At 59.0% G+C, this 6,149-nt stretch carries 7 protein-coding genes and 1 pseudogene; 6 read left to right on the forward strand and 2 right to left on the reverse strand.

Annotated features, from left to right (window positions below; genetic code table 11):
* Positions 1-22: 22 nt before the first annotated feature.
* A complete protein-coding gene (locus ACOYQJ_RS10485; protein ID WP_422905974.1) occupies positions 23-1,189 on the reverse strand; it encodes an acyl-CoA dehydrogenase family protein in 1,167 nt (388 codons plus the stop codon).
* A 330-nt stretch (positions 1,190-1,519) separates the two neighbouring features.
* On the opposite strand from ACOYQJ_RS10485, the gene ACOYQJ_RS10490 reads away from it, so the two are divergent.
* From ACOYQJ_RS10490 to ACOYQJ_RS10510, 5 genes are all read left to right on the forward strand, one after another.
* The gene (locus ACOYQJ_RS10490; protein WP_422905975.1) at positions 1,520-2,104 is read left to right on the forward strand and encodes a cysteine hydrolase family protein; all 585 of its coding nucleotides are present in this window, start codon (positions 1,520-1,522) and stop codon (positions 2,102-2,104) included.
* Positions 2,105-2,160: 56 nt separating this feature from the next.
* Positions 2,161-3,174, forward strand: coding sequence for a TRAP transporter substrate-binding protein (locus tag ACOYQJ_RS10495; protein WP_422905976.1), 1,014 nt, complete (start codon positions 2,161-2,163; stop codon positions 3,172-3,174).
* Positions 3,171-3,674 (forward strand): TRAP transporter small permease, encoded by a 504-nt coding sequence (locus ACOYQJ_RS10500; RefSeq protein WP_422905977.1) that lies wholly within the window; start codon positions 3,171-3,173, stop codon positions 3,672-3,674. The genes ACOYQJ_RS10495 and ACOYQJ_RS10500 overlap by 4 nt, the downstream gene beginning before the upstream one ends.
* Entirely contained in the window at positions 3,671-4,960 is a 1,290-nt protein-coding gene (locus ACOYQJ_RS10505) for a TRAP transporter large permease (RefSeq protein ID WP_422905978.1), read from the forward strand. The genes ACOYQJ_RS10500 and ACOYQJ_RS10505 overlap by 4 nt, the downstream gene beginning before the upstream one ends.
* 280 nt (positions 4,961-5,240) lie before the next feature.
* Entirely contained in the window at positions 5,241-5,366 is a 126-nt protein-coding gene (locus ACOYQJ_RS10510; protein ID WP_422905979.1) for a hypothetical protein, read from the forward strand.
* Between the two features lie 10 nt (positions 5,367-5,376).
* On the opposite strand, the pseudogene ACOYQJ_RS10515 reads toward ACOYQJ_RS10510, so the two are convergent.
* Positions 5,377-5,508: pseudogene (locus tag ACOYQJ_RS10515) on the reverse strand (IS6 family transposase); the annotation flags it as partial.
* Between ACOYQJ_RS10515 and ACOYQJ_RS10520 the strand changes: the two are divergent.
* Positions 5,497-6,149, forward strand: a 653-nt coding sequence (locus ACOYQJ_RS10520) for an RHS repeat-associated core domain-containing protein (protein ID WP_422905980.1), incomplete at its 3' end; no start/stop codon positions are given. The pseudogene ACOYQJ_RS10515 and the gene ACOYQJ_RS10520 sit on opposite strands and share 12 nt — an antisense overlap.

Genomic DNA, 6,149 nt, shown 5'->3' on the forward strand with positions numbered 1-6,149 from the left:
GGCGGAGGACTGAGTGCGGTCGCTAGTTCGACGGCACGGCCCGAGGCGCCCGCTGGTCGAAACGGCGGTCAAAGATGCCTTCGGCGATACGGTTCTTCATGATCTCGATCGACCCGCCTGCAATCATCCACCCTCGCGTCCGGCGCAGGCAGTATTGCGCGGTGCTTTCGCTGGAGAAGCCCAGACCGCCCATGATCTGCACCGCTTCGTTGGCCGCGAAAAAGCCTGCCTCGTTGCAAGCCAGCTTGGCCAGCGCGGTCTCATGCGCCGAAGGCAAGCTGCCTGCGCCATTCACCGCCGCCCGCATCAGCAACAGGTGCGCCGCTTCCAGTTTCAGCTCCATCTCTGCGAACTTCCATTGCAGGCCCTGAAATTCGCACAAGGGCCGTCCGAATTGTGTGCGCGTCAGGGCGTGCTCGCGCGCGAGATTGAAGGCGTGCCGCCCGACGGCCACCGCCCGTGCCGCATTGCCCAAACGCTCGACGTTGAACCCGGCGATCTGCTTCTTGAAGCCGCCTTCGCCCAGGAGGACGTTGCCCTTTGGGATGCGCACATTGTCAAAATAGAGTTGGCACCAGTCCTCGCCATTCATGAAACTGGAGGGCGTGCCGATCTCGAAGCCGGGCGTGCCACGCTCGATCAGAACCGAACCGATCCCGCCGGTGCCGGGGCCGAAGCGGACATAGACGAGGAACAGATTGGCGAGGCTGCTATGCGTGCCGAAAACCTTAGTGCCATTGATGATGACATCATCGCCGTCCGGGGTCGCCGTTGTTGTTAGCTCGGTCACGGCAGAGCCTGCGCCCGGTTCGGTCATCCCGAGAGACATCAGCGTCTTGCCCGCGAGGATTCCGGCCAGATAACGTGCCTTCTGCTCTGGCGTTGCGTATTCGACAAAGGTTCTGACCGGGCCGAAATTGCCCGCCTGAATCACGTCGCCCGACTTTGGGCAAACCTCTGCCACGGCCTGAATGGCAATGATCGCATCCACCAGCGTGCCGCCGCTGCCCCCGTCCGCCTCGTCGAAGAGGATACCCAGCAGGCCCACCTCGGCAAGCCTGGCGGCGACATCCCAAGGATAGTCCTCTGACGCGGCGCGTTCAGCCGCGCCGGGGGCCAGCTCGGCCTGTGCAAAGCGGGTGACTATGTCTCGGAACTGCCGCTGCTCTTCGTTCAGATTGAAGTCCACTAGGCGGAACCCTCCCTACTTGATGGCTTCAAATCTAGCGCATCCTCCGGGCGCGTTTAACTAACCAGTGGTTCGCTTCCGGAAACAAAAACTTGTGCCAGAGCCGACCGGGAGCGGCTCCTGCTGTGTGCCCGCGCCGCAGAACCCCGGCAGCCATGGCCGACCAACAGTTATCCCAGTCCTAACTTATAGGTTCTGTCTGCCGAAATTGTCTGCATCTATTCTGAGATCGTAGCACATACAAATAGCTTCAATGCGGAGCAAATTTAGGTACCGAAAGCAGGGGCGGGCGGCCGGTTGGCCATAAGCCGTTGCATATGGGAGGGGAATATGAAGTCTGCGCTTCTCATCTTGGACATGCAGAACGAGCTGATCCATCCGCAGGGAAAGGTCGGTCGAAACGGCTTTGCCAAGACCGCGGCAGACCTGAACCTGGTTCAGAAAACGGCCCGGGTCGCCCAGGCGTTTCGGGACCGGAACCTGCCTGTGATCTTCGTCAATGTCGGGTTCGAAAAGGGATATATCGATGCAATCAGCAAACAATCTCGGCTGGCGCATCTGAAGGAGACGGGCGCCTTGGTGATCGGAGAGTTCGGCACCGAGTTTCCCGAGGAGCTTGCGCCGCAGGAGGGCGAACTGGTGGTGACAAAGCGGGCGGTCAACCCGTTTCATAACTCCAACCTGCTCAACTGGCTGACGGTCAATAAGGTCGAGCGCATCGTTCTGGCCGGGGTTTACACCCATATGGTGGTCGACAGCACTGCCCGCCACGGCGACGATTCCGGTCTCTTCGTGACGGTGCTGGAGGATTGCTGCGCCTCGCCGGACATGGAGCTGCACCGGATCGAATGCGAGAAGATCCTGCCGCTGTTCGGCACCGTGACCCCCTCGGAGGACTTCCTGAAGACGCTCTAGGCGCGCGGAGACCCGACACCAAACCATACCATCATTGTTCATAGGGAGGAGAAACGATGAAAATGAGTACGTTCGCAGGCGCGGCGGCATTTGCCGTCTGTAGTCTGGCCGCAAGCCTGGGCCATGCGGCCGAATACACCATCCGGGTCGGCAACTGGAACCCGAACCCAAACCATGCCGTTGTCAAAGCCTTGGAGGAATGGGCCGCGACAATTGTCGCTGAATCGGACGGCAGGATCGAGGTGTCCATCGACAAGGCGATCATCGGCAAGCCGGCGGGTCAATACGACCTGATCCGCCAGGGCGTCGTGCAGGCAGGTTGGGGCGTGTTGGCCTGGACACCGGGGCGCTTTGAGCTGAGCCAGGTCGTCGAGTTGCCGTTCCTCTCGCCCAACGGCGAGGAGGGCAGCCGCAAGATCACCGAAATCTGGCAGAACCATTTCTCCGATCAGGAGTTCACCGATACCAAGCTGCTGGCGCTGCATGTTCATGCGCCAGGCGCGCTGCACACCAAGGTCAAGATCGACACGCTCGCCGACCTAAAAGGCCAGAAGATCCGCACACTTGGGTCAGGTGTGGAATGGGCCGAGGCGCTGGGGGCGACCGCCGTGGTCATGCCGGCCAGCAAGGCCCATGAGGCTCTGGCGCGGGGCGTCGCCGACGGGATCCTGTTTCCCTTCGACGCCATCCAGTCTTACCGTCTGGAAGAGATCCTGCCCTATCACCTCGAAGTGCCGAATGGTCTCTACACGATCACTTTCTTCTTTGCGATGAACAAGCGCTTCTATGACTCGCTGCCTGATGATCTCAAAGCGGTGATCGACGCCAACTCCGGCCCCGATCTTGCCGCCAAAATCGGTCGGCACTGGGACGAAGCGGCCACGGTCACCCGCAAGGCGCTGGTGGGAGACCCCGGGCACGAGGTCACCACGGCGGATGCGGCGATGATGGAAGAGCTTAAGGCGCGTTCCGCTGACGTCTTCCAAGCTTGGAAGGACATCGCCACCGCCAAAGGCATCGATGCCGAAACGATCCTGAGCGAGTTCCCGGCCTCGGGCCACTCGCAATGAGGGGTCTGTTCAAGCTCATTGAACGGTTCCGCAGGGTCACCGTCGCTTTTGCGGCGGTGGTCTTGGCCGGGCTGGCCTGTCTGGTCTTCGTCGATGTGACCGGCAGGTACGTCTTTTCCGCGCCGCTGCCCGGGACCGTCGAACTGATCGAGGGTTTCATGGCCATCGTCATGTTCGGCGCCTTGGCCGAAGTGACCCGGCACCGCGAGCATATTCGCCTTGATTTCCTGCTTGCAAGATCGCGCGGGCGTCTGAAGCAGGTCTTGGAGATGTTGAGTGATCTGGCAGTGCTTCTGCTCGTGCTGGGCGCGACATGGGCCGTTTTCGAACGCACGCTGTCGCTCTACGACTCCGGCGATCTGACACCCATTCTTGATCTACCCCTTTACATGATGGCCGCGCTCGCGCTGCTGACCCTGTTGGTGGCCTGTGCGGTTGCCGTTCGGGTCCTGGTGGGGGGAGCAGGCAAGGATCGGCAAGACGCGGAGACCCATCCATGAGCGAACATGAGGTCACGGCCTTGGTCATCGGGTTGCTGCTGTCGATGATGGTGCTCGGCGTGCCAATCGGCGCGGCCATGGCGCTCTCGGCTTTCACCGGTATCATGATCCTCTACGGATTAAGTACGGCCTTCTTCATGGTCGGCGAGGTCGCGATTGAGGTGGGGTTCAACTATGAACTCTGCATCATTCCGCTGTTCATCTTGATGGGCAACCTGGCGACCAAGGCGGGAATGTCGGCCGATCTTTACCAGGGCTGCGCACGCCTGTTCGGCGGCGTGCGAGGTGCGCTGGCAATGGCCACGATCCTGGCTTGTGGCTGCTTTGCCGCTGTATCCGGATCGTCGCTCGCCACGGCGACGGCGCTGGGGCGGGTCTCTCTGCCGGAAATGAAGCGTAACAATTATAGTGACTCGCTCGCCACCGGCTGCGTCGCCGCGGGGGGCACCATTGGCGTGCTGATCCCGCCGTCGATCATTCTAGTGATCTACGGCGTACTTACCGAAACCTCGATCACCGATCTCTTTGTCGCCGCGGTCATCCCCGGTTTGATGCAGATCGTGATCTATGCCGCGACGATTGCCGTCGTCGTGAAAATCTGGCCCAGTTCGGCGGGCCGCAGCCACCCCACAAGCTTTCGCGAGAAGCTGGCGGCCCTGCCGCAGATCTCCAGCATGTTCATTCTCTTCGCGCTGATCATCGGCGGGCTCTACCTCGGGGTCTTCACACCGACCGAGGCGGCGGGCTTCGGGGTGATCTTCGCTCTGGCCATCGGACTATTGCGGCGATCGATCACCGTGTCGCAGATGATCGAGGCGGTCTATTCAACCGTCCGGACAACGGGGATGATCGCCCTGATCATTTTCGGAGCCTTCCTACTGATCAACTTCTTCGTACTTACCCGCGCGAACATCGCGATTGCCGATTACATCCTGTCTTTGAATACGTCGCCAGCGCTGGTGTTGCTCTTCATCCTGCTGACATATCTGATCCTGGGGTGTTTCCTCGACAGCATTGGCATGGTGCTGCTGACCGTTCCCGTGATCTTTCCAATCATCACGGGGCTGGGGTACGACCCGGTCTGGTTTGGCATCATCCTGGTGATCGTGGTGGAAACGGGTATGATTACACCGCCCTTAGGCATCAACGTCTTCGCGATAAAGTCCATCGCGCCAGAGGTTCCTCTTGGAACGATTTTCAGGGGCGTGATGCCATTCTGGGGAGCCGATCTAATCAGGCTGGCATTACTTGTAGCGTTCCCTGCACTCACATTGGCGTTGTTGTAGTGGCACGAGCGGTTTGGAACGGACCGTTGCATAAATCGCTGGGCTTGGACTCTGCAGGAGTATTCACAAGTGTATAAGGGTTCTGCCCCAATCCGTGTGGCGCAACTATCCTGAGAATGGAACATTCAGGAGGGATAGTCGTGATTTCAAAGAAACACTGGTCGCCCGGGACCGACGTTTTGGTTGAAGGCGTTGAGCGAAGAGACTGTTCAATTATCTGGGGTGCAATCTTTGACCGGCCGTGTGAAGCTTCCACTTTTGACGCAAGGCGGAGGCAAACATGCATTGGCGCATCACGGTAGAAGCGGTTGATCCGACCGGTGAGGAGTATCGGCAGGAGTTCTTGTTTGAGAAGGATCTCAATGGGCATTGCCAAGTTACTTTCACCCAGCGCACTGCAGCCTGACCCAAGTCCGTCAGGCGGTCATCTCGCGGGCATAGTCGGCCCAAAGGCTGAACGCATCTGCCCTGGAGTGACGATAGGAGTTAGCGGTGAGGCGATAGCGGCGTGGTTTGAAGATCGTGTAGATTTGGTCATGAGCGGCGAGGACAAAGGCTGGATCGGCGAGCGCTATGACGCGGGCGTGGGCCTGCAATACCTGAACGCCCGCTACTACGACCCGGAACTGGCCGTGTTCATCCAACCGGACTGGTTCGAGGTGACCAAGGCTGGGGTCGGCACAAACAGGTACGCCTATTCGTTCAACGATCCGGTGAATTTGAGGGACCCGGAGGGGAATTGTGTTTGGGATGCTTGCATCGTCGAAGGAATAATAGTTGCCGCTGGCGCTTTAATCGGCACTCTTATGGTCGATCATGCCATTGACGTTTCAGATGGGAAAGTCGATGGCTCGTCACCACTGGGCAACCCAGCAGGGGCGTTGGTTGGAGCCGGTCTCGATCTCGCACTTGAAGGCATCTCAGAAACGCCAGGACAAGAATCACAGGTTTTGAACTCATCCGGGTCAGGTTACTTTGATATAGACGATAACAATAAAATCAAAGATAACGAACTACCAAACGTTGGCGATATCAATCCATCTGATTTACCAGAAGTGATAGCAGAGTTGGAAAACAGCTTGGGGCAAAGAGAATTTGAAAACCGGTACGGTCTAGGTCATGTTGACAAAAGGCTGACCCAAAGGCGGATGGACGTGATGTCTACAAAACCAAGGAAGCTCTCTGCGGT

It is taken from the genome of Pacificoceanicola algae, assembly GCF_049341065.1.
Classification (GTDB): domain Bacteria; phylum Pseudomonadota; class Alphaproteobacteria; order Rhodobacterales; family Rhodobacteraceae; genus Pacificoceanicola.

Excerpts from the sequence above, each read along its gene's own strand:
- ACOYQJ_RS10500 (WP_422905977.1), top strand. The coding sequence starts at position 3,171 with ATGAGGGGTCTGTTCAAGCTCATTGAACGGTTCCGCAGGGTCACCGTC.
- ACOYQJ_RS10510 (WP_422905979.1), top strand. The coding sequence starts at position 5,241 with ATGCATTGGCGCATCACGGTAGAAGCGGTTGATCCGACCGGTGAGGAG.
- ACOYQJ_RS10505 (WP_422905978.1), top strand. The coding sequence starts at position 3,671 with ATGAGCGAACATGAGGTCACGGCCTTGGTCATCGGGTTGCTGCTGTCG.
- ACOYQJ_RS10495 (WP_422905976.1), top strand. The coding sequence starts at position 2,161 with ATGAAAATGAGTACGTTCGCAGGCGCGGCGGCATTTGCCGTCTGTAGT.
- ACOYQJ_RS10490 (WP_422905975.1), top strand. The coding sequence starts at position 1,520 with ATGAAGTCTGCGCTTCTCATCTTGGACATGCAGAACGAGCTGATCCAT.